The 25,223-nt window shown below is 60.5% G+C and carries 22 protein-coding genes and 1 tRNA gene; 12 read left to right on the top strand and 11 right to left on the bottom strand.

The window, feature by feature from the left end; all coding sequences use genetic code 11:
- The first annotated feature begins 191 nt into the window (after positions 1–191).
- From EOC94_RS03865 to EOC94_RS03850, 4 genes are all read left to right on the top strand, one after another.
- The gene (locus EOC94_RS03865) at positions 192–536 is read left to right on the top strand and encodes a VOC family protein (RefSeq protein WP_126103203.1); all 345 of its coding nucleotides are present in this window, start codon (positions 192–194) and stop codon (positions 534–536) included.
- Between the two features lie 147 nt (positions 537–683).
- A tRNA-Gln gene (locus tag EOC94_RS03860) sits at positions 684–758 on the top strand.
- Between the two features lie 232 nt (positions 759–990).
- On the top strand, positions 991–2,142 hold the full coding sequence (locus EOC94_RS03855) for a nucleotidyltransferase family protein (RefSeq protein WP_127288647.1): 1,152 nt from the start codon (positions 991–993) through the stop codon (positions 2,140–2,142).
- Positions 2,143–2,258: 116 nt separating this feature from the next.
- The gene (locus EOC94_RS03850) at positions 2,259–3,938 is read left to right on the top strand and encodes an ABC transporter ATP-binding protein (protein ID WP_127288645.1); all 1,680 of its coding nucleotides are present in this window, start codon (positions 2,259–2,261) and stop codon (positions 3,936–3,938) included.
- Positions 3,939–4,032: 94 nt separating this feature from the next.
- On the opposite strand, the gene EOC94_RS03845 is transcribed toward EOC94_RS03850, so the two are convergent.
- From EOC94_RS03845 to EOC94_RS03805, 9 genes are all read right to left on the bottom strand, one after another.
- Positions 4,033–4,311 carry a PqqD family protein gene (locus EOC94_RS03845; RefSeq protein WP_127288643.1) on the bottom strand — a complete coding sequence of 93 codons (279 nt, stop codon included), beginning with the start codon at positions 4,309–4,311 and terminating at the stop codon, positions 4,033–4,035.
- On the bottom strand, positions 4,308–5,177 hold the full coding sequence (locus EOC94_RS03840; RefSeq protein WP_126103207.1) for a hypothetical protein: 870 nt from the start codon (positions 5,175–5,177) through the stop codon (positions 4,308–4,310). The genes EOC94_RS03845 and EOC94_RS03840 overlap by 4 nt, the downstream gene beginning before the upstream one ends.
- On the bottom strand, positions 5,174–6,304 hold the full coding sequence (locus tag EOC94_RS03835) for a methyltransferase domain-containing protein (RefSeq protein WP_126103208.1): 1,131 nt from the start codon (positions 6,302–6,304) through the stop codon (positions 5,174–5,176). Before EOC94_RS03835 ends, EOC94_RS03840 begins: the two co-directional genes overlap by 4 nt.
- A gap of 13 nt (positions 6,305–6,317) precedes the next feature.
- Positions 6,318–6,737, bottom strand: coding sequence for a tail fiber domain-containing protein (locus EOC94_RS03830; protein WP_126103209.1), 420 nt, complete (start codon positions 6,735–6,737; stop codon positions 6,318–6,320).
- A 241-nt stretch (positions 6,738–6,978) separates the two neighbouring features.
- Complete coding sequence (gene asnB / locus EOC94_RS03825; RefSeq protein ID WP_127288641.1) at positions 6,979–8,868, bottom strand: asparagine synthase (glutamine-hydrolyzing); 1,890 nt, start codon at positions 8,866–8,868, stop codon at positions 6,979–6,981.
- A 15-nt stretch (positions 8,869–8,883) separates the two neighbouring features.
- A complete protein-coding gene (locus EOC94_RS03820) occupies positions 8,884–9,420 on the bottom strand; it encodes a lasso peptide biosynthesis B2 protein (RefSeq protein ID WP_206616794.1) in 537 nt (178 codons plus the stop codon).
- 258 nt (positions 9,421–9,678) lie between these two features.
- Positions 9,679–11,451, bottom strand: coding sequence for an SLC13 family permease (locus EOC94_RS03815; RefSeq protein WP_127289175.1), 1,773 nt, complete (start codon positions 11,449–11,451; stop codon positions 9,679–9,681).
- 173 nt (positions 11,452–11,624) lie between these two features.
- Entirely contained in the window at positions 11,625–11,861 is a 237-nt protein-coding gene (locus EOC94_RS03810) for a hypothetical protein (protein WP_127205514.1), read from the bottom strand.
- Between the two features lie 109 nt (positions 11,862–11,970).
- Positions 11,971–12,903, bottom strand: a complete 933-nt coding sequence (locus EOC94_RS03805) for a complex I NDUFA9 subunit family protein (protein WP_245465484.1) — start codon at positions 12,901–12,903, stop codon at positions 11,971–11,973.
- Positions 12,904–13,252: 349 nt separating this feature from the next.
- On the opposite strand from EOC94_RS03805, the gene EOC94_RS03800 reads away from it, so the two are divergent.
- The 8 genes from EOC94_RS03800 (at position 13,253) to EOC94_RS03765 (ending at position 20,444) form a co-directional block, all read left to right on the top strand.
- Positions 13,253–13,864, top strand: coding sequence for a cupin domain-containing protein (locus EOC94_RS03800; protein ID WP_127205516.1), 612 nt, complete (start codon positions 13,253–13,255; stop codon positions 13,862–13,864).
- A 119-nt stretch (positions 13,865–13,983) separates the two neighbouring features.
- Entirely contained in the window at positions 13,984–14,922 is a 939-nt protein-coding gene (locus EOC94_RS03795; protein WP_127288637.1) for a substrate-binding domain-containing protein, read from the top strand.
- A 74-nt stretch (positions 14,923–14,996) separates the two neighbouring features.
- On the top strand, positions 14,997–15,794 hold the full coding sequence (locus tag EOC94_RS03790) for an ATP-binding cassette domain-containing protein (protein ID WP_126103216.1): 798 nt from the start codon (positions 14,997–14,999) through the stop codon (positions 15,792–15,794).
- Positions 15,791–16,801, top strand: coding sequence for an ABC transporter permease (locus EOC94_RS03785; RefSeq protein ID WP_127288636.1), 1,011 nt, complete (start codon positions 15,791–15,793; stop codon positions 16,799–16,801). Before EOC94_RS03790 ends, EOC94_RS03785 begins: the two co-directional genes overlap by 4 nt.
- Positions 16,802–16,805: 4 nt before the next feature.
- Complete coding sequence (locus EOC94_RS03780) at positions 16,806–17,897, top strand: phosphotriesterase (protein WP_126103218.1); 1,092 nt, start codon at positions 16,806–16,808, stop codon at positions 17,895–17,897.
- Between the two features lie 37 nt (positions 17,898–17,934).
- Complete coding sequence (locus EOC94_RS03775) at positions 17,935–18,705, top strand: glutamine amidotransferase (protein WP_095486149.1); 771 nt, start codon at positions 17,935–17,937, stop codon at positions 18,703–18,705.
- A gap of 3 nt (positions 18,706–18,708) precedes the next feature.
- Entirely contained in the window at positions 18,709–19,617 is a 909-nt protein-coding gene (locus EOC94_RS03770; protein WP_095486150.1) for a ribokinase, read from the top strand.
- Positions 19,614–20,444 (top strand): BtpA/SgcQ family protein, encoded by an 831-nt coding sequence (locus EOC94_RS03765; protein WP_095486151.1) that lies wholly within the window; start codon positions 19,614–19,616, stop codon positions 20,442–20,444. Before EOC94_RS03770 ends, EOC94_RS03765 begins: the two co-directional genes overlap by 4 nt.
- A 160-nt stretch (positions 20,445–20,604) precedes the next feature.
- Here EOC94_RS03765 and EOC94_RS03760 read toward each other — a convergent pair whose 3' ends face one another.
- Together EOC94_RS03760 and smc are read right to left on the bottom strand one after the other, a co-directional pair.
- The gene (locus EOC94_RS03760; RefSeq protein ID WP_185928145.1) at positions 20,605–21,591 is read right to left on the bottom strand and encodes an NAD-dependent epimerase/dehydratase family protein; all 987 of its coding nucleotides are present in this window, start codon (positions 21,589–21,591) and stop codon (positions 20,605–20,607) included.
- A 172-nt stretch (positions 21,592–21,763) separates the two neighbouring features.
- Positions 21,764–25,222, bottom strand: a complete 3,459-nt coding sequence (gene smc / locus EOC94_RS03755) for a chromosome segregation protein SMC (RefSeq protein ID WP_127288635.1) — start codon at positions 25,220–25,222, stop codon at positions 21,764–21,766.
- Position 25,223: the final 1 nt, after the last annotated feature.

The following is a 25,223-nucleotide window of genomic DNA, read 5'->3' as shown; positions in this document are numbered from 1 at the left end:
GAGATTGAAAAGATTGACGAAGCCGAAGTTTCGCCGTGTCCCTACCCGAGCGATATGATGCTGCAGTGCGAAAGGCAAGGCGTCGGCAAAGCCAGCCGGCTTCTACAATCGATTAAGAAAAAGCCATGCCAAAAAGACTTGCGGCTTATCGGCCACCAAAGTAGAACATAAGAGGAACATGAGGTGGCGCCATGAGACTGACCGGAAAACTCGATTATCTGGAAATGCCGGCAACTGGTGGAACGCTGGACAGGCTGAAGGCTTTCTACAGCGCCGCCTTTTCCTGGTCGTTCACCGACTATGGGCCGACCTATTCGGCCTTTTCGGAAGGTCTTGATGGAGGCTTCCAGGCTGATGCCGGCGAAGCGCCCGCCAAGCCGCTTCCGGTGCTTTATTCCGAGGACCTGGAAAAAATCCTGGGCGCCGTCGAAAATGCCGGCGGCACGATCGTCAAGCCGATCTTTTCGTTCCCTGGTGGCAGGCGGTTCCATTTCGTCGATCCGGCCGGCAACGAAATGGCCGTCTGGGGCGAGTAGACGCCATGGCCTGACAGCAGGGGATAATGTGTGAACTCCCCTATCTGCGGGAACCGATGGATCAGTTCCGCGCACCGCTATTCTCGGCATTGAGCTTTCCGTCGGCTCGTCCTATAAGGCCGCGCGCAACGGGCATGTTCCCGCTGCTGGGGCGTAGCCAAGTGGTAAGGCATCGGTTTTTGGTACCGACAATCCCAGGTTCGAATCCTGGCGCCCCAGCCATCGCTCACAGGTCCGTTCCGGACACATGTGCAGCAGCCACTTCGTAATGCCGGCACGCTACGTCGATGCCAACTTGACAGCCTCGTCGCCAATGCCCATCAGGACCATGTCACGACCAAAGCTTGCGATGAACGCAGCAGCGAACAGATGGCTAGGCCCGAACGAATGACAACAATCTGCCAGAGCGCCGGGCTCAAGGGCGCTGTTGGATCTCTGCAACGGAGCTCTAGTCATGCAGGGAATTGAAGAGCTGCTTTGTGCTACCTTACGTGGCGAAAATCCGACTTGGCCGGAATACGGCGACAATAATTTCGCGGCCCGCTTCATCGAGCGAAGTGCTTATCACGGGGTACAGGCGTTACTTCATCACTATATTGCAGATCGCGAACGCGTTGACATGGGTTGGCCGGAAGTTATCCTGGCTACTTGTCGTCAGCAGGCCACTGCTCAAGCATTGTGGGAGATGCGCCACCAGTACATGCTGAAACAAGTACTGGAGCGGCTAGCAGCTATTGGGATCCATCCAATTCTGTTCAAAGGCACGGCCTTAGCCTACAGTGCCTATCCGACGTCTTTCCTGCGTACAAGAGGTGACACGGACCTCCTCGTACCGTCGGACACGCGTGATCGGGTAGCCAAAGCGTTAGAGGCCCTGGGGTTTCGTGAACTGGGAACAAGAGCGGATGTCATCCGCGGCCAGACGAGCTATAGCTGGACAGACCCCGCCTCCAATCAGGAACACACCCTCGATTTGCATTGGCGGATCACCAATTCCACACTCCTGTCAAATCTGTTCTCGTATGAAGAATTGCGCTCCGTGGCCCGGCCACTGCCGAACTTGAGCGCGAATGCCCTAGCAGCTGATCCAGTGCACGCGCTCGTGCTCGCCTGCATGCATCGAGCGGTCCACAAACACGCTTTGTATTATGTCGATGGCGTGGAATATTATGGCGGCGATCGACTGATCTGGCTTTACGATATTCAGCTTCTGTTTTCGATGCTATCGCCGTCGCAACGCAATGAGTTTGTGAAATTTGCCGAGCGTAAAGGACTGCGGGCGGCCTGCCTGGACGGCATCGAGGCGACCCGAGCCCGCCTTCATACCACTATACCCGAAGCCATGTCTGGCGCGCTTTCCCGTCCTGGGCCGACAGAAACCGCTTCGTGCTATCTTAGCGGATCCAGGGTGAACCGAATATGGATGGACTTCCAGGCCGCGAGAGGCGTACGGAACAAGTCCGGTTTTCTGGCCGAACTCCTCTTCCCGCCCGCAATTCATATGCGGCAAAAATATCGCCAGGCAAACACATCCTGGCTACCTTGGCTCTACTTACGCCGGGCCACGACCGGGTTTTTAAAGTACTTACACACCCCGAACAGGTGACTGCTATCTGCGGTATGATCCCGCAAAATCGTAAGAAAATCTACCGCGATTGATGATGCAGCCTGACTATTGGTGCCTGCTCCAGCAGATCATATCGATCTATCTCTTGTGGAACTATGAACAGATTATCGAAAATTAGTGAGACAAACATTCTGCTGAATTTAGCGGCACCTTATCGCCTGGCGTTGGCCGCTGGTCTGGTATTAATGCTATGCGAAAGCGCTGCTTTATTGGTTATGCCTTGGCTTGGTGGCAGGCTTGCTGAAACGTTTCTCCAAGAACGCGCAAGCAGCAGCACGATCGATACTCAGGTACTTTTTCTAGGAGCACTGGCGCTGTTCGCGGTTCAGGCTGTTTTAAAATTCAGCAATATATATCTGATTGGTGGGACGACTACACAAATACTGGCGGACTTGAAAATTCGAATTTACGACCACCTTCAGGCCTTACCGCTTGCTTTCTCCCATCGGCGGCGTCACGGCGATACGCTCGCGCTACTCACCCATGATGTGCACGTCGTGAGCGATTACATCAGCGGCACCGCACTTGCTGCCCTGCCGCTCTTTTTCACCGTCAGTGGGGCATTGGCTTTAATGTTCCGAATTGATTCTCTTCTCGCCATGTCCGCTGCAATCATGATTCCTTTGCTCTATCTACTGCTTAAAATTTTCGGACGGCGTATGCGGCCATTGGCGCTCCAACTTCAGGAGGAGCACGCCATTGCCATCGCCATTGCTGAGGAAAACCTCGGCATGCTTCCCGCCATCAAGACCTTCACGCGCGAACAGCAAGAATCGCAACGTTATCGGAGCCAAATCGAGCGCGTCGTCAGCCTGAGCGCCAAGGAGCGCGCTATCCACGCCGCATTGGGGCCGGGGGTTCAGCTTGTGACGGCGACCGCGGTGGTTCTTATGCTTTGGTTGGCCCAAGGGCAAATTGGCGATGGGGCTCTCACTGTGCCTCAATTGGTGAGTTTTCTCCTCTACGCCCAAGTCATGGCTCGACCGATGGCCGGGCTCGCAGACGTCTATGGACAGACACAGCGCGCGCGCGGAGCGCTGAGCCGGCTCGCAACAGCCTTGGCCGAAGAGCCTGAGCCGAGCTGGCATGCGGGCAAGCAGATGGGAAAAATAAACGGCGACATCGAATTCCGTGGTGTCACGTTCGCTTACCCGGGGCGTGAGCCTGCATTGAGGTGCCTCGATCTATCCGTCGCCGCGGGCGAGACAATAGCAATCATAGGTCCCAACGGCGCAGGAAAGAGCACTGTGGCGCATTTGCTCATGCGATTGCATGAGCCTTCCGAGGGAAGCATCTTCATCGATGGCGTGGATATTTCCACGGTCTCCTTGCATAGCCTGCGCAGCCAGATAGGGGTTGTGCCTCAGCACGTGTTACTGTTCAACGCCACCGTCCGCGACAACATCGCATATGGGCGGCCTGAGCCCACACAGGATGAGGTCGAGGCAGCAGCACGGTCGGCCCGCGCGCATGATTTCATCATGCAATTGCCGCAGGGCTACCGGACGCCGATCGGCGATCGGGGCGTGCGGCTGTCCGGAGGGCAACAGCAGCGGCTGGCGTTGGCTCGGGCGCTGTTGAAAGATCCGCCGATTCTAATACTCGATGAAGCTACCGCTATGTTCGACCCGGAAGGGGAGCGCGAGTTCTTGCAGGCATGCGTCGATGTGCTGCGACAGAGGACAGTGCTTTTGATAACCCACCGGCCGGCGAGCCTGGCACTGGCTGATCGGGTGTTCAAGCTGGATGACGGCATCACGACAAGCGCCGAGTAAGTCCAGCCTCACCGTCACCCAGGCCGGCTCAACTGAACTCGGTGCTTCGGATCAGGCTACGCGCACCTGCTGCTAGACATACAAATTTATACACTCATGCCTCTTCAATCTTGATCAGCCCCTGGTGTTCGAGCGTTTGCAACAAGCTGAATACGTCTTTCTCCAAGGGCGCAGGCTCGACCTCGTACTCGTCGAGCATGGTTCGGCAGATTTCGCCGACGGTTTTTCCTTCGGACAGTAGTATCCAGATACGTGCTCCGACCGTGTCCAGCCCAAAATACGTTCCGCTGGCGAGGTCCAGGATCACTGTCTCATTGCCCACCTGTCGCGCCATCACTTGCGCCGGAATCGCCACTCTGTCAGTCAAATTCATGCCTGTTCACCCACCTTAAACGCGTGTTTCACAATGGCCTGCCTGACCCGCGGCAGGTCTTCAAAGCGACGGGGATAATCCAGGCGGTAAAAAATTGGTTGCCCAGCCAGGCTGGATAATTCATCGAAATGGGCGGCAAGCAATTCGTGTGCCTCAATTTCAAGTAAGAAAGAATGCTTCATTAGTTCCATCAGAGCTTCGCGCCCGGTCATACCCTCGAACACCGCTTCCTGCTGAACACCCTCGCCAAGAAAATACACCTGGCGCAAGCGCCGGGGTTGCCCGCAGAAGGCGATCTCATCGCCCGCAAGAAAACGCGCCTTCGATGTGAACTGCACCGGGGGCGCTTTCCGCACACCATCCTTGCCGACCAAGGCTTCCTCACTGTCTCCCCATAAGCGGATCGAAGGATGGCTCGGCATAATCTGAAACCCACCGTCGCAAGGCTCTACCAGCAGCCCGTCATCCGTCAGGAAGCGGAACCCGTCGGTTGCAAAGCTTGCCGCCAGCGTGGACTTGCCTCGGCCTGACTCGCCGATAAATGCGATGCCCTCGCCGCTGATTTCGACCGCGCTGCCGTGCAAAACCAGCTTCCCCTGTTTGCTGAGCGCCAGGGGCAAAACCTGATTCAGATAAAGATGCTGAATGGTCGCGCCGGAGACTCCCTGCACCGGCCATGCTTGGATCTGTCCGCCATCTTGACTTAGCTGGAAATCCGCCAGTTCGGGAAAACGCAGCAGGTAGGCTCCCCCGATGCGGTAGAAATCCGTCCACAAAGTTCCGTCTGGGAAAACCCACTGGTGAAACAAGGTGGCGTCAAGTGGCATTTGAGGGCGGGCGTCCGCCACCTGAAAGTCCACCGTCATTCCGTGTCCTTGCCCAGCACCTGGGCGACAAATCGCGCTGTTTCTTCCACGGAAGGGAACAAGCCGGGGTGTTCGCGCAGCACGGCTTCTTCAACCTGCCTGACCGTCCTTTGACCGTCGCAAAGTCCTAGCACGATCATTCTTGCCTGCCCCTGGCAATTGGGTCGGGGCACATGCGCGGGATTCCGTGTGATGATCTCGGCCGGCGTCCGCAACTCGCCCTGCCAGGTCGAATGGCTGAATTTCCGCCCTCCGGACGCGATTTCAACTTCCCACGCGATAACCGAATCCGTCGGGCGCGCCATCACCCTCGCCCTCACCACATCGCCGGATTTTACCTCGACGGCTTCGCCGATGGGCAGGAAAGCCTGAGAGCGTTTGATTGGACGATCGGCAAGCGGCGAGTTCGTCAACCACACCCCTTCGGCCAACTCACAATCGAACCAGCCGCCGAGTCCGTGCACAACGCCATCGCGCTCTATGCGCAACTCCGCATCCCAGGAGAAAAAGTCCGGATTGTCTTCACGAAAATCGATGCCGCCCAGTTCAGCGGGGGCGCCAAGCAATTCTTCCCGCTGAAGATTGACCGCATACTTGGTGTTGACGGCGTATTGGCCCACCCAATGAAATTCGCTGGGTACGCCCTCTCGTCGCCACCCGTCGGCCAAGCCGTAACTGGTTTCCGATTCCACTGCGGCGAGTTGAAGCCTGAGCCTGGCGGGAATCAATGCCCCCCCTGGCTTCAGGAAACGCCGCCTGGCGTCCGCGAGGTATTCGATGATACCGGCATCAAAGCCGAAGTAGCCGACTTGATCGCAGATCACCACATCAACCCGTTCGGGCAGGTTGGCCCGCGCAGAGTAGTCCCCCATGAAAATCGCCTGGCCACCCCATCCCGCGCGAACGAAGGATTCCCGCGCGACCTCGATCATGGCGGTTGAGTCGATGGCGTAGACACGGGACGCGCCCGCCTGCAAGCACAACAGCCCCAGGATCCCGGTGCCACAACCGAGATCCGTGATGTAATCCCCATGTTTGACGACTTGGGCGACAGCGGACTTGAACTGTTCAAGCCTTACCGAATCGCCGACATACCCCAAGTGTTCCTGCAGCGCGGAACTCGACATTCCCCCGCAAGGCTCAGTGAATAGAGGAGTGCCGTATCCTCAGCATCCCGTAGTCCACCCTCTTGTAACCGTCAGGATGAACGCTTACGGCTTCCGGCATCACCGTCTCGACCTCGTCGGCCATTACACCAAACTGCCTGCCAAGGCCCCACTGCTCGCGGTATTCAGGCTTGTAGTCGAACAGATAGAGGCCGATTCCAAGCGAATGGGTGCCAATACGGACGACGTTCTCTTTGGCGCGCGGGTCGGACACCATACTCATACCGGCGGGGCCCCCATCTAGCCCGCTTCCGGTACCGCCTCTTGTTATCGCGCTTACGGAACCGTAGATCTGCAGTGTGGGAGTCGAATAGGGCGCCTTGTTTACCTCAGCAGCTTTGTTCTCAACGGTGAGGTGGGATGGCGTCTGCTGGTCGTTCAGATTGCTTTTCATTAACTCGGCCCTTTACGCTGACTGGGAAATCTCTCAGGAAACCGTCAGATGAACTATCTGGACGTTCTCGGTGGCTTTTGAACAAGATTTTACCTTGCCACCAAGCGAAAACGGGCGCAACCCTGACGGGCAGCATTCGTCGAAAATTTAACCGATGTGACGATCAAGTTATCTAACGGTACGCTACACGGCTTCAACGGTACGTTACATGGCATCGATTAACAGTACGTTATATGACCCATTAACAGTCCCCTATATACGTTACATGACATCCATAAATTCCCCACAAAATCCATTTCGGCATGCCGGCCTGCGGATTGTCTCGATAAGCCCGGAATAGCCGGGCCATCCCGTCCCGATCAACCCAGGTGCTACGCTCATCGGGAATCGTCTCGGTCAATATGGCTTGCATCCGGTCCAGATGCTCACGGAGCACTATTGAAAATTCTGCCTTGCTTTTCCGTTCGAGAATCCGCTTCGGCAGGAGATTCTTCAAAGCCTGGATATGGATATATTTGGTTCTGTCTCCACGCAGACGCAGCCTCTCGGGTAGCGAAAACGCATACTGAACGAGTTTGGGGTCGTCGAGTGGGTATCGCATTTCGATCCCGCAATGGGCGCTCATGCAATCAAGGTCCTCCATCGCCTGGGCATCATAAGCATCGTATAGAGCCTCAAGTAGCGCCCTCTGGCCGACGCTGCGCACTCGCCGATGGTGTGATGGGGGAATAAGCTCGCGACGCATCCGGATCACTTCCCCCATCCGCGGCGAGAGCCAGTAGCAGGCTTTGCTGGTCCCGCTCCCGCGCATCCTACGAACCAGGCGGCGGAGACCCTCCTGGAGAGCGATTGGCAGTAGCGGGAAAAACCCCTGCCGTATGAGCCAACTCACCGCCTGTCGCGCGCCGAATGCCGTCGCGTCGGTTTTGAGGCAGTCATAGAGCGTACGCAAATGCACTTGCGCCAGTGCCTCTGCGTAATATGCCCGGGAACCTTCCAGCCATTGATCTCCTCCGTGACCGCCTAGCGTCACGCGGCTCCCGTGCGCAACGGTTTGCTGCCATAGGCCAGCCTGCATTGACAGGTTCGGAAACCCCGGAAACTGCCGGCCGGACCGGGCGCGTTCCGCAAACCATGAAAGAGGCATCCTGGAAGGGGGAGTCTCATGAATCCGGAGCCCTAAATACCCGCCCACGGCCCGTGCGTAGGGGAGTTCGCTGGCATCGCCTTCCTCCTCCGTGAAGCCAAGCGTGTAGCCATTTATGCCGTGCGTGAGCAGTCTGTTCGAGCGGCGCAGGTGTTCCGCCACACAAAACACCGCCGAGGAGTCGAGCCCGCCGCTCACCTCAATGGCGACCGGCCGATGCGACCGGGATGAACGCCTGACGCACTCAAACAGTAATTCGCGATAATGCTCAATGTATTCTTCGTCCTTGCGAAACGGCAACATCGCCCAAAGATTCGGTTCCCAGTATTGTTCGAGTCGCGGCCCCTGGTTCCCGGCTACCATTTGATGTGCTGCAATCAAGCGCAGGATACCGTTCCATAGAGTCTCGTCCCTGGAATACCATTCCGCCGCCAGCATTTCGGCCAACATGCCTTCATTGGGTTCCTGCTTCATCCAAGGCAGCGCAAGGATCGCTTGCAACTCTGAGGCGAAGGCCAGGGTTTTGCCGTCCCAATGGTAATAGAAAGGCTTGTTGCCCATGCGGTCGCGGGCGCAAAAGGCCTCTTGTCGCCGCGCATCCCAGATTGCCAGTGCGAAATCGCCGTCGATATGCGGCAAACATTCCCGCCCCCAAATCTGATAGGCTCTCAGCACCAGTTCAGCATCCGAGCGATCTCGAAGTACGGCGCCGCGCACCAGCAGTTCCCCCCGCAGTTCCTCCCAGTTGTCCACCCGCCCGTCCATGACCAGGACAAGGCTTGCATCCTCATTCGTCAGCGGCTGGGTTTCTTCCAGCGACTCTGGCGTGGTGCGAAGCATGCATTGGCCGAGCCCGATGGAGCCCTTCACCCAATGGTGGATGCCATCCGGGCCCCGGTGCGCCATGGCCGTGGTCATTTTTTCCACTAACCCGGGTTCGACCGGCTTACCGTCAAAATGAATTATCCCGGCGATGCCGCTCATATCATCCCCATGGCATCAACCAAAATTGCGCTTGAATGCGGCAAAGCGCTCGCCAACATCGACCGTATCGTTAAGAACCTTGCCCCGGTATTCGACCCAGGCATGGGCTTCAAATTTGCCATCAGCCTTACGCGTGCCGATGCGCAGTTCTCCTTCGATGCCTTGCCGGCGCAGCAAAAACCAAAGCGTCATTGAGCGCTTCAGGCAGTTGCCGGAATAGGAACCACGATACGCGGCGATGGATACCAGACGAGCGGTCTCTTGTGCCTGCCCATAAAAATCGGTCTCCCCGCCCATTGATTGAAGCCGGTCGGGGTTGCAAACCGCAACCGGAACGTTTGAAGGCGGCGGCGATTCACGAAGCGTGAGTGACGGATTTGCAACTCCCCTCACGCTTCGAAGGTCGCAAATCCAGATCAGTATAATTCTTGCACGTCGGAAACCAAACATCTGCAATACCATTGCAGTGAATGGCAGCAGCAACATTGCAGCGATCACTGTCCTGCGTTGTGCGGCCTTCAGGGCCAGAAATTTTTTCAATCGATTGGTCACTAGCGCCTGCGTTCGGTTGATAACTGATCTGATCGCTAATTGTAACCGCTTGCGCTCGGGTGACTACCCTCTATCGAGATATGCTCATCACGCCATTTGATCGGTCAAGCACACCTCTGGCAGTGTTGTGCTTCCGGTGTGGTTAACAATCCGTCGCCGGCGCGCGAGGTCCATGTTCGCTGTGCTGATGTGCCAACCTTCTCGATTCGGCAGCGAGGGTTGTTTTCGTCGGCCGGCGAAAGGTCGCTGTATCGCATATCAGTCCATTGGCCATACGATCATAAGCATCGGCACAGCAACAATGACGACGAGGAACGACAGCGGCAGTCCCAGACGTGGATAATCGCTGAAACGGTAGCCACCCGGCCCCATGACGAGCGTGTTGCACTGGTGGCCTATCGGGGTGAGAAAATCGCAGCCGGCGCCAATGGCGACTGCCATCAGAAATGCTTCCGGCCTGTAGCCCAGATCGCCAGCAAATTCAGCGGCGATAGGCGCCATGACAAGAACGGTGGCGGCATTGTTGAGGAATGGCGTAACGGCCATGGCGGCGACAAGGATGAGCATCAGCGCGCCGGACGCCGGAAGAGTGGTCCCCAGTTTGGCGAGCTCGCCGGCAATTACTCCCGTCGCCCCTGTGCTGCGTAGCGAATCGCTCACTGGAATGAGAACGGCGAGCATAAGGAGGATTGGACCGTCCAGCGATTGGTAGACCTCCCGGACCGGGATGACCTTGAAAAGCACCATCCCGACCGCTGCCGCAAAGAAAGCGACGGAGACCGGGAGCAGCCCAAACGCAGTCGCCACAATGGCGAGAGCAAGGACCGTTACCGGCACGATTCCCTTGCGGACGCTACCAAGCAGGATAGCCCTTTCTGCCAGCGGCAGGCAGCCGAGTTCACGCAGTATCTCGGGTATCGTCGCAGCATTGCCCTGCAACACGACGACGTCGCCGAGCCTTAGCTCGACTTCGGCCAGCCTGCGGTCGAGGCGCTCGCCGCGACGGCTGACGGCCAGGAGATTGACATTGAAGCGGTCGTAAAGGGCAAGGCGCTGGGCTGTCCAGCCGATCAAAGAGGAGCTTTCACCGATTACGGCTTCGATGGCTACCGTCTCGCTGGTGGTGCCGTCACCACCGACCCTATTGCCCGTGACGCTGAGCTTGCCCTGGGAGACAAGGCGATCCAGCGCCTCCGGGTCGCCTTCGAGCAGCAGAATGTCGTTCACCTTAAGCACAGCATCGGGCAGCGGCGTCATCCGCATGGTCCGATTGCGCAGGATCGACGTCACGATAGCATCGCCGCCGGAAAGCTTCATGAGGTCTGCGACGGTTTTCCCGAGCACCGTGGAATCGCTGACAATTCGAGCCTCTGTCAGGTAATTCTTGATGTCGATGGCTTCATTCAGCGACCCGCCGAGCTTTTCGCGCACCGGTAAAAGCCAATAGAAAAGCAGCAGGAAGATCGTTCCGGCGGCGGCTAGGGCAGCTCCAACAGGTGTGAAGTCGAACATCGTGAAGGCGGTTCCGGTCAGTTCCTCCCGCACACGGGACACAACGATATTGGGAGATGTCCCCACCTGCGTCATGAGTCCGCCGAGCAGTGACCCGAACGCCATAGGCATCAGGAATATCGAGGGTGAAATGCTCGACCGGCGCGCGAACTGGAAGGCGATCGGAATCATGATAGCGAGCGCACCGATATTCTTTACAAAGGCAGACAGGATCGTGACCACGATCACCAGCAGCGCCAGTTGCGACCGAACTCCCGATAAATTCGGAACAAAGCGCTTGATGGCGACTTCCATGATGCCCGAGCGTGCTATGCCTGCGCTCACCAGCAGAGCACTGCCGACAATGACCACGATATCGTCGCTGAACCCGCTGAAGGCTTCGTCAAAAGGTACAATGCCAACCGCGAGCGCAAGCAACAGTGCCGCAGCTGCGACCAGATCATATCGATATCGACCCCATACGAACGCTGCCATCATCACGAAGGTAACGGCGAACGACAGAATTTGCGGCGTAGTCATGTCTTCGGATGCCCCGCCGCTAATACGGCTGATCAGAACGGCCAACCCGCTTTTTAGTTGCTTTCGCTGATCACGGCTTTGCTAGCGCGCTTCTGAATGCTGAACTTCCATGCTTGCCAATAAGCCCGTGTCGAGTCCTGGCTCTTGGGGGCCATGATCCCGGTTGCGTTGCATCATGGTGCGCGATCGGTCAGCGCGCTCGCACCTTCCTCCGCGGCGCAATGGGCGCAGCAGTAGATGATGTCATCTTGTTCGACGCCATGTCCGATGATCCGGCATCCGCAATGCGGGCACATCGGAGCAAGTTTCTGGATCGCGCATTCGAAGCTGTCGAACGTATAGGTTTCCTCGGCTAGCTTCACTTCGAAAGCCTTGTCGTAGTCATTCCCGCACTGGTCGCATCTGGCCATAGTTCTTTTCCTTCTTCATTGGCTCGCGCTCGACCAACCCGCCGCATCGCGATAGGTTCCCGTCAGGGGCGTAGAGTCTTGCTAAGCAGGAGAAGAGCGCGAGCCGGCATCACGCGCGCCGTTCGATCAAGCGGATCACCTCGTCGATATCCCGCGGCTCGATGTCGAGTTCCTTCAGGCCCGGCGCGCCGATTGCTGCCACATTGTCGTGCCGCATAAGATCGACCTGGTTACGCGTTATGGGCGCGGCCGGAAGGAGTTCCGCGAGGCCAGCCAAGGCGTCCCACGCCGCAAACGGCACCGGCATCAGCCTGATGTGGGTGTCGAGCTGCCGGGCGACCTCCCGCAGCAGTTCCGTATAGGTGTAGATGCGCGGGCCACCGAATTCGAATATGAATGAACCCTTGTGGTTTCGCCGGTCGATCAGCCGGCTCACTGCTTCCGCGACGTCTGCCACATAGACCGGCTGAAGCCGTGTGCCGCCGTCGCCGAACAGCGGATAGACCGGCAGGAGGCGTATCAGCCTCACAATGGTCGTGAGGAAAACGTCGTCAGGTCCTGTCATGACGGTGGGACGCACAATGAGAGCGCCGGGAAATGCGCTCGCCACGGCAACTTCTCCGCGCCCACGTGCGCTAATGTAGTTCGAATCCGATTGAGCATCGGAGCCGACCCCCGAAATCTGGACGAACTGGTCGACCTCGCCGCCGCGCGACGCGGCGGCGAGATCAGCGGCGGCTTCCACATGCACCCGTTCAAACGTCTGGGCGCCCTGCTCGACATAAAGGCTGACAGCATTCACGATCGCCTGTGATCCGGCAATGGCCGAGCCGATCGAGGACGCATCCAATACATCCGCCTCGACGGCTTCGGGCATCCTTGCAGTCGAGGAAAAAACTTGGCTTACGCGAGCCGGGTGGCGGGATGCAGCGCGGACCGTAAAACCCCTTTCCAGGAGCCGCTTCACGATCCTTCGCCCGAGAAAGCCTGTTCCGCCGAACACGGTGACGATCCGTTTTGTGTTGAGATCGTCGGGATCCATTTGCCTCGCCATCCCTTCTTCGCGTGCCTGCCGCGAGGATTGTCCTTGGCCGGCGTATGAACCAGCCTCATCGAACGTCAGGACGGTTGGAGAACAACGCAGGAAAGCTTTTTGTTCCAGTCAGCGCTGGTTTGTCGAGGCACGGCCGATATCGCTGTGGCGCCTCGCGCATCACCGTCGTTCGCCCGTTGGCGAGTGTTTTTGACGCTGAGTTGCTTTATCCGTGTTATCAAAACCTGGTCGCGGCACTGCAGCGTCGAAATTGACAGATCACCACTTGCAAATCGGTCGCCGCTGTCTTTTGCTCGCGCGACAGTTGTCCAATGACTGTTGAATGGTTGGCGAACGGATGAACAAAATCGATCGGCGACGGCCAGAGTCCGAAATGGACGCCACCGTAAATGCTGCGCGGCTTGGAACGCGGTTGCGCCTCGCCCGCCAGACACGTGGCATGACGCTGAAGACGCTGGCGACAGCTGCCAACTGCTCTGAAAGCCTTTTGTCCAAGATCGAGAACGGCAAGGCTTCGCCATCCCTGCCTATGCTTCACCGCCTGGTCGAAGTTCTCGAGACCAATATCGGCTGGATGTTCGAACAGGTCGACGACGACGAGGCGATCGTGTTTCGCGCAGGCGCGCGGCCATTGATCTCGCTCGACGCGCTAAGGCGCGGCGAGGGTATCTCGCTCGAACGCATTATTCCGTATTCGCCCGGTCACCTGCTGCAGTGCAATATCCATCATATCGAGGCAGACGGCGAGAGCGAAGGTCCCATCCAGCATGTCGGCGAGGAAGTCGGCTATGTGCTCGCCGGCCGGATCAAGCTGATCGTCGATGGCAAGAGCCATGATCTCGCCACTGGCGATGCATTCGTGTTCAGGTCGGAGTTGCCGCACCATTACCGCAACATCGGCAAGGAGAGAGCCAGCATTTTCTGGGTCAACACGCCGGCGACCTTCTGACCTGCGCACGGGTTCAAAGGAGTTGACAAACATTCAAGTCTCTTGAATGTTTGTCTCGTGCCTGTAGCACCAATGGGACCAGCCGAACAGGTTTGGCCCGCAAGCAAGGGGAACCGTAAATGCGTCCGTTCAAACTTCTCGTCCGTTGCGCCGCCGTCATCGCCATTTGCTCGACGGCAATGGGATCGGCGTTCGCCGATACGTTCGCTCTCGTCAACATCAACCAGCAGGCCCTCTTCTTCAACCAGATCAACGAGGGCGCGCAGAAAGCGGCCGACGCCGCCGGCGCCAAGCTGGTCATCTTCAATGCCAACAACGTGCCGAGCGCGCAAAATGACGCGATCGAGAACTACATCACACAGAAAGTCGACGGCATCATTTTGGTCGCCATCGACGTGAACGGCGTCAAGCCTGCAATCACCGCCGCGAAGGCGGCCGGTATTCCCGTGATCGCCATCGATGCGCAGATCCCCGACGGTGACAACGTTGCGTTCATCGGTGTCGACAACGCCAAGGCCGGCGAGGATATCGGCAAGTTCTACGCTGACTATGTGAAGTCCGAGATGGGCGGCACTGCCAAGATCGGTATTGTCGGCGCGCTCAATTCGTTCATCCAGAACCAGCGGCTCGACGGTTTCAAGAAGGCGGTCACTGACAGCGGCTTGGCGATCACGTTCCTCGACACGGTCGACGGCCAGAACGTTCAGGAGACCGCGATGAGCGCTTCGGAGAATTTGATGACCGCCAATCCGGACATGACGACGTTATATGCGACCGGCGAGCCGGCGTTGCTCGGCGCTGTTTCGGCCGTAACCAGCCAAGGCCGCACCGGTGACGTCAAGGTGTTCGGCTGGGACCTGACCAAGCAGGTCATTCAGGGCATTGACGATGGTTGGGTGGCGGCGGTCGTCCAGCAGGATCCAGCCGGTGAAGGCAAGGCCGCTGTCGAAGCATTGACCAAGCTCAAGAAGGGCGAAACGATCGAGCCGATCATCAATATTCCGGTGACGATCGTGACCAAGGACAATGTCGAGCAATACCGCGCGATGTTCCAGTAAACTGCATCGATGACCGGTCCGCGGCGCCGCTTGAGGCTACGCCGCGGACGCTTTGCAAATCCGGTGGATCCAAGATGAGCAGTGGCGAGACCTATCGGGTGCGGATGAGCGGTATCTCAAAGCGCTACAACGCCATCCAGACGCTCGATGACGTGTCGCTGGTGCTGAGGCCTGGCGAAGTCCTGGGGCTGGTCGGCGACAATGGCGCGGGAAAGTCAACGTTGAGCAAGGTGCTGTCGGGGGCGGTGGTTCCCGATGCCGGCACGATCGAGATCGATGGCATGCCGGTGACCTTCAACTCGCCAGCAGACTCGCGCGCAGCGCGCGTCGAGATGGTCTATCAGGATCTGTCACTCTGCGACACGGTCGATGTCGCCGGCAATCTCTTTCTCGGCCGCGAGCCGCGCCGCCGCATCGCCGGCATTTCCTTTCTCGACAAGAAGCGCATGCACGAGCAAACGCGCCAGATGCTCGACCGACTCGGCATCGTTATCGCCGACACGCGGCTCAAGGTCGAAAACCTGTCCGGCGGACAGCGGCAGTCGATCGCGATCGGCCGCGCCGCCTCGTTCGAGCCGTCCGTGCTGATTATGGATGAGCCAACGGCAGCGCTTGCCGTCGCCGAGGTCGAGGCTGTGCTGGACCTGATCCGCACCGTGAGCGCCCGCGGCGTCAGCGTCATTCTGATCACCCACCGCCTGCAGGATCTGTTCCTCGTATGCGACCGCATTCAGGTCATGTACGAAGGGCGCAACGTCGCCGAGCGGCTGATCGGCGAAACCAATATCGAGGATGTCGTCAACCTGATCGTGGGCCGCAAGTTCAACGCTCGTTCCGCCAACAACGCCCATCGCGATGGAGCATCAGCATGAGCGAGGTGACTTCGACCCACTCCGCTCAGTCTCGGAGGGTCCGCGAAGGCACATGGCGAGATGCGGTGCTCGCCAATGGCAGTGTCGTGTCGATTGCGCTGTTCTTTCTGGCCGTTTGCGTCATCTTCTCGGTGGCGACGGACGCCTTTTTGACGTCGCCCAATCTGCTGAACATCCTGCGTCAGTCGGCGCCATTGCTGATCGTCGCCGCAGCGATGACCTTCGTCATCACCACGGGTGGCATCGACCTTTCGGTCGGCTCCGTGCTGGCACTGGTGGCAACGTTGTCGGCAACACTGCTGCAGCTGGGCTTGCCATGGCCTGTGGTCATCATCGCCATGCTTGCGCTGGGCGCCTTGCTTGGCGCGATACAAGGCTATTTCGTGGCTTATGAGGGCATCCCGGCCTTCATCGTCACGCTTGCCGGGCTTTCGGTGATCCGTGGCGTGGCGCTGCTGATCACCGGCGGCTACTCCATCCCTATCGAGCCGGGAAGCCCTTTCACGGTGCTGGGCCGCGCCTGGCTCCTTGGCGTGCCGGCGCCGGCGCTGATCGCGCTGGCGATCCTCGCGATCGCCTATATCGCCTTCAACGAGACGCCGTTCGGCCGCTACGTGACCGGCATCGGCGCCAACGCCGAAGCGGTTAGGCGCGCCGGCGTGAACACGCGGCTGACGACGCTTTTCGTTTACGTGATTTCCGCGGCCGCGGCAGCGCTTGCGGGGATCATCATTGCTGCCCGGCTCGGATCCGGGTCCTCGAATGCCGGGCAAGGCTTTGAGCTCGAAGTGATCGCTGCCGTCGTGCTTGGCGGCACCAGCCTGTTCGGCGGCCGCGGAACGATCGTCGGCACGGTGCTCGGCGCGCTTACCGTGGCCGTCATCGGCAACGGCCTGATCCTGGCGCATCTGTCGCCCTTCCTGACGCCGATCGTGACCGGAACGATCATCCTGATCGCCATCTGGCTGAACTTCCGCCTGTTCCGCGGCGCCATGCGGAGCCGCTGAGCCTATGAGTGATCTCTTCGATGACGCGGCTCCCAGGAAGCGGCTGGCGATCGGGGTCGAAACCGGCCATGTGATGACCGTGCTCGGCCCCGTTCCGGTCGAAGAAATGGGCATTACGCTGATGCACGAGCACATATTGCTCGACGGCGCGCGCACCTGGAAATGTCCCTGTCATCCCGACGACCTGGCGCTCGCCGAGCAGCCGGTTAACATCGAGATCATCGGCGAATTGCGCATGAACCCTTACGTCAACCGCGACAATGTTTCGCTCGACGACAGTGATCTCGCGCTATCGGAGCTGCAGCGCTATCGTGCGCTCGGCGGGCACACCGTCGTCGACGCGACCAATATCGGCATCGGCCGCGAGCCGGAAAAACTCGCCCGCATCGGCCGCGTGTCCGGACTGAAGATCGTCATGGGCACCGGCTTCTATCTTGAGCACACCCATCCCGAATGGCTGAAGACCATGGATGTCGACGCAGTGACCGAGTTCATCGTCGACGACGTCGGCGGCGGCGAGACGCAGCCGCCGATCCTGGCCGGCCTGATCGGCGAGGTCGGCGTCAGCAAGGATTTTACCGCCGAGGAACGAAAGTCGCTGCGCGCTTCGGCGCGGGCCTCGCGCATCACGGGCGTGCCACTATCGATCCACCTGCCGGGCTGGGAGCGGCTGGCGCACGAGGTCCTCGATGTCGTCGAGGCCGAGGGCGCCGATCTCCGCCACACCGTGCTGTGCCATATGAATCCGAGCCACAACGATCTCGACTACCAGACAAGCCTCGCCCGGCGCGGCGCATTCCTTGAATACGATATGATCGGCATGGACTATTATTATGCCGATCAGGACGCGCAGTCGCCCTCAGACGAAGAGAACGCGCGGGCAATTGCGGCACTTATCGAGGCCGGCTTCGGCGACCGCCTGCTGCTGTCGCAGGATGTGTTCCTCAAGATCATGCTGACCCGCTTCGGCGGTTTCGGCTACGGCTATATCCTGAAGCATTTCATACCGCGCCTGAAACGGCATGGCGTCGAGCGGCCAGCCATCGACCGCATGCTGATCGCCAATCCGAAGGCCGTGTTCTCGCGGCAGAATTAAGCGCAGACTTACGGCTTACACTTACGACGGAGTTCAAATGTCCAAGAAAAAGATCCTGCTTGCCGGTGAATCCTGGGTGTCGACCGCGACCCATATCAAGGGTTTCGACCAGTTTCCGACGGTCACCTATCACACCGGCGCGGACGAATTGCTGACGGCCCTGAAGGCGACCGACTTCGACGTGACCTTCATGCCGGCGCATGAGGCACAGCGCAGCTTTCCGCAAACGATGGAGGCGCTTTCGGCCTATGACGCGGTGGTGCTCTCCGACATCGGCGCCAATACGCTGCTTCTGCATCCCGACACCTGGGTCCACTCGAAGCCGACGCCGAACCGCTTGCGCCTGCTGCGCGACTACGTGCGCGATGGCGGCGGGCTTTTGATGTTCGGCGGCTACTATAGCTTCCAAGGCATCAATGGCGGCGCGCGTTACCGCAAGACGCCGGTCGAGGAGGTCCTGCCGGTGAACTGCCTCGCGTTCGACGACCGCGTCGAGGTGCCGGAAGGTTTTTCGCCTATGCCGCAAGCCTCGTCCAGCCATCCCATCCTGAAGGGTCTCGGTGCGGATTGGCCGATCCTGCTCGGCTTCAACGAGGTGACGCTGAAGGACGGGGCGGAAGTTCTGGCGACCGTGTCGTCGGACTACGGATCGCTGCCGCTGCTCGTCACCGGCCACTATGGCAGGGGCCGCACTGTGGCCTGGACATCCGATGTCGGGCCGCATTGGCTGCCACCGGAGTTCATCGCCTGGAAAGGCTACAAAACCCTGTTCGAACAGATGCTGAGCTGGGCGACCGGCGAGAGCTGAGCGATGCACGTCCACGTCGTGGGCAATGCCTGTGTCGACACGATGTTTCGCGTCGGCCGCTTCCCTGCCGCCGGCGAGACTTTAAACGCCAGCAGCTACGCCGACGGCCTCGGCGGCAAGGGCGCAAACCAGTCGGTTGCGGCCGCGCGCACGGGTGCTGCGGTGACGTTTTGGACGGCGCTCGGCAAGGACCGCGCAGGCGCATGGATCAGGAGCCGCCTCGACAGGGAGTTGTCTGACCTCGAGGCGAGCGAATTTGACCTGCCAAGCGACCGCTCGACTATCGTCATTGAGGCTAGCGGCGAGAATTTCATCGTCAGCGGTGTCGCCTGCAGCGAGGCGTTCGATCCGATCGCGCAAACTGCGCTTGCCCGCCGGATCGCGTTTGGCGACATCCTTGTCTGCCAAGGAAACCTGCGAGCCGCCGCGATAAATGCCTGCCTGCGGGCAGCACGGCAAAATGGCGCGCGCACCGTCCTGAACGCCAGCCCTATCGATGCGGCGGCTCTGCCTGACTTCGGTCTGGCGCAGGTATTGGTGGTGAATCAGTCCGAGGCGAAAGCACTGACAGGCCAGGGTGATATGGCAGCCGCGGCCGACGCGCTCGCGGCCAAAGGCGCCGGGACAGTTGTGGTCACGCTTGGCGCTGAAGGTTGTCTCGTGCTTGGCCCGGACCAGGCAGGACCGCGTCGTTTGCCGGCGCCGCGCGTCGAAGCGCTCGACACCAGCGGTGCCGGCGATGTGTTCTGCGGCTGTCTGGCCGGCGGGCTTGCCAAGGGAATGTCGGTTATCTCAGCGCTGAAGTTCGCGCTCGCGGCGGCGGCAATTGCAGTGACTCGCCCGGGCACACTGATATCCTGTCCTTCCGCGTCTGAAATGGCGGCGCTCATCGATCAAACGGAGTTCTCATGACCCAACTCGGCCAATCAGGCGGCGACGCGCTCGTAGAACTTTTCGGCCGCACCAAGGTGGTGATCGGCGTCGTTCACCTTGCGCCGCTTCCTGGCGCGCCGCGCTTTGACGGCGAGGCGGTCGAGGCGATCTATCAGCGGGGCCTCGATGATGCGAGATCCTATCTCGATTGCGGATGTGACGGGGTGATCGTCGAGAATCATGGCGACATCCCCTTTGCCAAACCTGACGATATTGGGCCGGAGACAGCGGCCTATATGGCTGTTATCTCCGACCGTATTCGCCGCGAACTCGGCAAGCCGGTCGGCATTAATGTGCTCGCTAACGCCGCGATCCCGGCCCTTGCCATCGCCAGTGCCGCTGGCGCGGGCTTCATCCGCGTCAATCAATGGGCAAATGCCTATGTCGCCAACGAGGGTTTTGTCGAGGGGGAGTCGGGTCGCGCAGCACGCTACCGCGCCAAGCTGCGCGCCAACGGCATCCGCATTTTCGCTGATGCTCATGTCAAGCATGGCGCGCACGCGATCGTTGCCGACCGCCCGGTGGAGGAACTGGTCAAGGATCTGGTCTTCTTCGATGCCGATGCCATCATAGCGACCGGTCAGCGCACCGGGCACGCTGCGGATCTGAGCTACATCCGCATGATCAAAGAGGCTGCCGGCCTACCGACGCTGGTTGGCAGCGGCGTGACGCCCGACAATGCAAACGATATTCTTGGCATCGTCGATGGCGTCATCATCGCCAGCGCGCTGAAGCATGACGGCGTCTGGTGGAACCAGGTCGACCCCGCCAGAGTAAAGGCCTTCATGGCCGGGCTGAGGCGATGATCGAGCTGGGCTGGTTATGGCGCGAGGCTCAAGGCTACAAACCGGCCACGTCACAATGCAGACGACGGAGCCTCGGTGGGACGTGGCGCGTATCACCGGCAAGTTCTTCGGTATATGCTGACGCGCGGAGAACCCGGCGATGACGATACTCAGGCCGCCATCATCTTGTCGTTGATCCCGCAGCCCATTCCGACCGGTACCAGTCGACAAATTTCTTCAGCCCGTCTTCGATTGAAACGCTCGGCTTAAAGCCGAAATCGCGCTCCATGGCGGTCATGTCGGCATAGGTCCGCTCGACGTCGCTGCTTTGCATCGGCTCGCTGTGGCGGATCGCCTTCACACCGAGCAGTTTCTCCAGAGTGTCGATGAAATCGCCCAGCCGCACCGGCCGGTTGTTGCCGACATTGTAAACCCTGCTCGGCGGAACCTCGGCCACGGGCGGCTGGTCGAGCACGGCAACGACCGCCCTCACCACATCGTCCACATAAGTGAAATCCCGCCACATCTCGCCATTGTTGAACACCCGGATCGGCTTGCCCTCGAGCATCGCCTTGGTGAATATCCAATAGGCCATATCGGGCCGGCCCCAGGGACCGTAGACGGTGAAAAACCGCAAGCCGGTCTGCGGCACCCCAAAGAGATGGGCGTAGGTATGGCTCATCAATTCATCTGACTTCTTGGTGGCGGCGTAGAGCGAGACGGGCCTGTCGACCTGATCGGTCTCGCTGAACGGCACCTTGCGGTTGCCCCCATAGACCGAGCTCGACGAGGCATAGACCAGATGCTCGAATGCGGGCTGCGCGCGACAGAATTCAAGCACTTCGAGATGGCCGACGACATTGGAACGGACATAGAGGCGCGGATTGTCGAGCGAATGGCGCACACCCGCCTGAGCAGCGAGATGGACAATCCTGGTTATGCCTTGCCCGGCCAAAGCGGTAGCGAGCGCGCCCTGTTCGGCGATCTCGATCTGATGAAATGAAAATTTCTTGTCAGGCTGAAGGCGGGCGAGCCGTCCTTTTTTCAGCGCCAGGTCGTAGTAGTCGTTCATGTTGTCGACGCCGACGACTGCTTCCCCCCTGTTCAGGAGGTAGTGGCAAACATGGCTGCCAATGAATCCCGCGGCTCCAGTGACAAGTATAGGCAACAAGGTTCTCCACGCATATGCCGGCACATGATCGCAAAATCGAGATCGATTTCGGAAAGGATCATGCACAACATCAAAATGCTACATCCGAATGAACGGAACCGACCGTTTCAGTTCGTGCTACAACCGAGAGTCCCTATAAGCGCTACCGACAAGCGGTCTAGTCGACGCGTCAGCTCGCCTCGCGCAGGGCCTCTGCAGCCTGCAGGTCGACCGACACGAGCTGGCTCACGCCCTGCTCGGCCATGGTCACCCCGAACAGCCGGTTCATGCGGGCCATGGTGATCGGGTTGTGCGTGATGATGACGAAGCGCGTCTCGGTGGTGGCTGCCATTTCATCCATCAGATTGCAGAAACGCTCGACATTGTGATCGTCTAGCGGCGCGTCGACCTCGTCGAGCACGCAGATCGGCGCGGGATTGGTCAGGAACACGGCGAAGATCAGCGACATCGCCGTCAACGCCTGCTCGCCGCCGGAAAGCAGCGTCATCGTCTGCGGCTTCTTGCCGGGCGGCCGCGCAAGGATTTCGAGACCAGCCTCGAGCGGATCGTCGGACTCGATCAGTTGCAGTTCCGCCGTGCCGCCGCCGAACAGATGCGAAAACAGCCGCTGGAAATGGCCATTGACCACGTCGAAGGCAGCCAGCAGCCGTTCGCGGCCTTCGCGATTCAGGCTCTGGATCGCCTGCCGCAGCTTGCGAATGGCCTCGATGATGTCCTCGCGTTCGGAAACGATGGTCTCCAGCCGGTCGGACAGTTCCTTCTGTTCTTCCTCGGCGCGCAGATTGACGGCGCCCAGCCGTTCGCGCTCGATCTTCAGCCGGTCGAGCTGGCGCTCGATCTCGGTCATCTCCGGCATCGGGCTGTCGGCCTCCAGGCCGGTGTGGCGGATGACCAGATGCGGCGGCGTGTTCAGCGTCTCCTGGATGCGGGCCTCGACCTCGAGCCGTCTTTCGTCGGCTGCGGTCAACCGCTCTTCGGCGCGGACGCGCGTTTCGCGCGCTTCGGCCAACGACTGGATTGCTGATGTCGCGGCCTTGTCCAGTTCGGACTGCCGGTTCTCCGCCTCCTGCAAACGATCGCCGGCTGCCTGGCGCAGACTTTCGGCTTCGGCAAGCTGCGACAGCAAAGCGCGCCGCTTGGCGTCGATCTCATCGGGTGCGTCGGCCAGTCTTTCACGCTCGGCCTCGGCCTCGGCTTTGCGTTCGCCGAGTGCGGCGATCTGCGTCGAGGCGTTTTCGGCACGCGCCAGCCAGTTGCGGCGTTCCGCGCCGATGGCCTCAAGGCGGCGCGTTCGCGCTTCGGCTTCCCGCCTCAAGCCTTCATGGACGGCGCGTGCATCGGCAAGGGTGGCGCGGTCGCGAGCAACGTTGGCGGCCGACTGTTCGAGCTGCAACTGGAGATCACCGAGATCGGGAGCGCTTTGCAGCAGCATCTCCGCCTCGACGAAGGCCGCCGCCGTCTCTTCATGGCTGTCGACGATGCGCGCGCGCGCCTCGTCAAGTGCTGCGCGTCGGCTCGACAGCTCGCCGCCGGCCTTCTCGGCCTCGGCCAGCACGCTGCGGGCGGCGTCCAGCCCATGCTGGGCATCACGCCCGGCTTGACGGGCGTAGCGCTCGGCCTCGCTCGCCTGGGTAAGCGCCTGCTCGGCATGAGCGAGAGCCTCTTCGGCCTGGCGCAGGATGCGGATCGCGTCGACCGCCTCGGCGTCGAGTTCGGCCAGCCGGTTTTTCTGCGCCAGCCGCTGCGCGGCCGCGGTCGGCGCGTCGGCGCTGGCGGTGAACCCATCCCAACGCCAGAGCGCTCCTTCGCGGCTTACCAGCCGTTGCCCGGGGGCGAGCAGCGCCTGCAGCCGCTTTCCGTCGCCGGCCTCGACGATGCCGATCTGCGCCAATCGGCGGGCCAGTTGCGCCGGCGCGCGCACCATACTGGCAAGGCTCTTGATGCCTTCGGGCAGAGCGGCGTCGCCGGGCTGGACCTCGCTTTGGCCCCAATGCACCGGTGCGCTGCGGTCGAGCGGCACGTCGAGATCCTCACCGAGGGCCGCTCCCAGCGCCGTCTCGTAGCCGCGTTCGACGCTGATCTGCTCCAGGACGGAGGGGAAGAGGTCGCCGCTCGCAGCATTCAGGATCTTGGCCAGCGTGCGGGCCTCGGTTTCGATCCGCGCCAGCTCGGCCTTCGCATCCTGAACCGGCGGGCGGGCGGCGCTTTCCGCCGTACGCGCCTCGGCGACAGCCTGTTCGGCGGCAATCGCCGCGGCTTCGGTCTCCTCCAGCAGCGCCAGCGCCTGTTCGACCAGAAGCTGCTTTTCGGCGGGATCGGGCAGGCCGGCGACCCTGGAGGCGATGTCGGACAATTCCCGGTCGACATCGGCGAGCTGGCGGGCGAAACGGTCGCGGCGCTCAGCGGTATCGCGCAGCGTTCGCTCGATCTGGTTGCGGGAGGCGGCGGCCTCCGCCCGTTCGGCCGTCAGCCCGGCGAGTTTGGCTTCGCTCGCGGCAAGCGTCGACGCTGCCTGTTCGACCGCGGCGCGGGTACTGGCCTCGCGCTCGGCGGCGCCTGCATTCTCGGCATTGAGCGTGGCTTCTTCGGTGGCGAGGCGTTCGAGGATATCCGCATTGTCGCGGACCATCCGCTCCTCGCGAGTGATGTCGCCGTCGAGCTGCTGGAGGCGGCGGTCGAGTTCCACTTGGCGGGCGCGGATGCGGCCCGCTTCCTCCTCGATCTGCGTCTTGGCGATCGACAGGCGCTGGAAGGCGGCAGCGGCGGCGGCTTCCGCATCGCGCAGGTCCGGCAACCGGTGCGCGCCGATCCCTTGCTCCCTGGCGGCAGCCATCTGGGCGGCGGCGCGGTCGCCGACCAGCGCCGTGGCGATCGCCAGCGCCGAGCGGGCCTCGCCTTCCTGCGTCTTGGCCAGCGTCCAGCGCAGGTGCAGCAGCGTCGCTTCGGCCTTGCGGATATCGGCCGACAGGTTCTTGAAGCGCGACGCCTGGCGGGCTTGGCGCTTAAGGCTTTCGATCTGGCTTTCGAGTTCGCCGACGACGTCGTCCAGCCGTTCCAGATTCTGTTCGGCCGCCTTCAGCCGCAGCTCGGCCTCATGGCGGCGTGTGTGAAGGCCCGAAATGCCGGCCGCCTCTTCCAGAAGCGCGCGGCGCGCCTGCGGCTTTGCCTGGATCAGCTCGCCGATGCGACCCTGCCCGACCATCGAAGGCGAGCGCGCGCCGGTAGACTGGTCGGCGAAAAGCAGTTGCACGTCCTTGGCGCGGGCTTCCTTGCCGTTGATGCGGTAGAGCGAACCGGCCTCGCGCTCGATGCGGCGCGAAACCTGCAGCTCATCGGCATCATTGAAGGCCGAGGGCGCAGTACGGTCGCTGTTGTCAAGGAAAAGCGTGACTTCGGCGGTATTGCGGGCCGGACGCGTTCCGGAACCGGAAAAGATGACGTCGTCCATGCCGGACGCGCGCATGTTTTTGTACGAGCTTTCGCCCATCACCCAGCGTAAAGCCTCGACAAGGTTCGACTTGCCGCAGCCGTTCGGCCCGACGATGCCGGTCAGGCCGCGTTCGATGACGAACTCGCCGGGTTCGACGAAGGACTTGAACCCGAGCAGGCGAAGGCGCGAGAACTTCATT

Origin of the sequence: Mesorhizobium sp. M6A.T.Ce.TU.016.01.1.1 (genome assembly GCF_003997065.1) — a bacterium.
Lineage (GTDB): Bacteria > Pseudomonadota > Alphaproteobacteria > Rhizobiales > Rhizobiaceae > Mesorhizobium > Mesorhizobium mediterraneum.
Note: the sequence above shows the minus strand (reverse complement) of the source record. Positions and strands in the feature narration are given on the sequence as shown.

Bases quoted from the DNA above. Each gene is read 5' to 3' on its own strand.
- EOC94_RS03795 (WP_127288637.1), top strand. From the start codon at position 13,984: ATGCGTCCGTTCAAACTTCTCGTCCGTTGCGCCGCCGTCATCGCCATT.
- EOC94_RS03850 (WP_127288645.1), top strand. From the start codon at position 2,259: ATGAACAGATTATCGAAAATTAGTGAGACAAACATTCTGCTGAATTTA.
- EOC94_RS03855 (WP_127288647.1), top strand. From the start codon at position 991: ATGCAGGGAATTGAAGAGCTGCTTTGTGCTACCTTACGTGGCGAAAAT.
- EOC94_RS03845 (WP_127288643.1), bottom strand. From the start codon at position 4,311: ATGAATTTGACTGACAGAGTGGCGATTCCGGCGCAAGTGATGGCGCGA.
- EOC94_RS03790 (WP_126103216.1), top strand. From the start codon at position 14,997: ATGAGCAGTGGCGAGACCTATCGGGTGCGGATGAGCGGTATCTCAAAG.
- EOC94_RS03835 (WP_126103208.1), bottom strand. From the start codon at position 6,304: ATGTCGAGTTCCGCGCTGCAGGAACACTTGGGGTATGTCGGCGATTCG.
- EOC94_RS03775 (WP_095486149.1), top strand. From the start codon at position 17,935: ATGTCCAAGAAAAAGATCCTGCTTGCCGGTGAATCCTGGGTGTCGACC.
- EOC94_RS03810 (WP_127205514.1), bottom strand. From the start codon at position 11,861: ATGGCCAGATGCGACCAGTGCGGGAATGACTACGACAAGGCTTTCGAA.
- EOC94_RS03815 (WP_127289175.1), bottom strand. From the start codon at position 11,451: ATGACTACGCCGCAAATTCTGTCGTTCGCCGTTACCTTCGTGATGATG.
- asnB (WP_127288641.1), bottom strand. From the start codon at position 8,868: ATGAGCGGCATCGCCGGGATAATTCATTTTGACGGTAAGCCGGTCGAA.
- EOC94_RS03865 (WP_126103203.1), top strand. From the start codon at position 192: ATGAGACTGACCGGAAAACTCGATTATCTGGAAATGCCGGCAACTGGT.
- EOC94_RS03800 (WP_127205516.1), top strand. From the start codon at position 13,253: ATGAACAAAATCGATCGGCGACGGCCAGAGTCCGAAATGGACGCCACC.
- EOC94_RS03805 (WP_245465484.1), bottom strand. From the start codon at position 12,903: ATGGATCCCGACGATCTCAACACAAAACGGATCGTCACCGTGTTCGGC.
- EOC94_RS03765 (WP_095486151.1), top strand. From the start codon at position 19,614: ATGACCCAACTCGGCCAATCAGGCGGCGACGCGCTCGTAGAACTTTTC.
- smc (WP_127288635.1), bottom strand. From the start codon at position 25,222: ATGAAGTTCTCGCGCCTTCGCCTGCTCGGGTTCAAGTCCTTCGTCGAA.
- EOC94_RS03770 (WP_095486150.1), top strand. From the start codon at position 18,709: ATGCACGTCCACGTCGTGGGCAATGCCTGTGTCGACACGATGTTTCGC.
- EOC94_RS03780 (WP_126103218.1), top strand. From the start codon at position 16,806: ATGAGTGATCTCTTCGATGACGCGGCTCCCAGGAAGCGGCTGGCGATC.
- EOC94_RS03840 (WP_126103207.1), bottom strand. From the start codon at position 5,177: ATGACGGTGGACTTTCAGGTGGCGGACGCCCGCCCTCAAATGCCACTT.
- EOC94_RS03785 (WP_127288636.1), top strand. From the start codon at position 15,791: ATGAGCGAGGTGACTTCGACCCACTCCGCTCAGTCTCGGAGGGTCCGC.
- EOC94_RS03830 (WP_126103209.1), bottom strand. From the start codon at position 6,737: ATGAAAAGCAATCTGAACGACCAGCAGACGCCATCCCACCTCACCGTT.